The organism is Alkalihalophilus lindianensis (genome assembly GCF_032843265.1).
GTDB lineage: Bacteria > Bacillota > Bacilli > Bacillales > Bacillaceae_D > Alkalihalophilus > Alkalihalophilus lindianensis.
Map to the genome: position 1 here is coordinate 1 of NZ_JAWJBA010000088.1, position 379 is coordinate 379.

The 379-nt window shown below is 50.7% G+C and carries 1 pseudogene; it reads right to left on the reverse strand.

From position 1 onward, the window contains the following. Positions 1-379, reverse strand: a pseudogene (locus RYX56_RS21415) (RNA methyltransferase); the annotation flags it as partial.

A 379-nucleotide genomic window follows, 5' to 3' on the forward strand; every position in this document is an offset into this window, starting at 1 on the left:
CGGATCTTTACGGAACATTCCCTCCCCGGAACAAGGGGCATCAACCATCACCCGGTCAAAATAGCCGGGAAACCTTTCCGCCAAACGAGCAGGAGCTTCATTTGTAACAACGGCATTCTTGATCCCCATTCGTTCAACATTTTGTGACAGAATCTTGGCCCGGGCTGGATAGATTTCATTGGTTACTAAAAAACCTTGCTGCTTCATTCTTTCGGCAATATGGCTGGTTTTGCCGCCAGGTGCCGCACATAAATCCAAAACCCTCTCACCAGGCTGTGGGTCGAGAATTTCCCCTGCCGCCATCGCACTTGGTTCCTGGATATAATACAATCCTGCCTCATGGAATGGATACTTGCCCGGCCTATCCCCGCTCCCATAG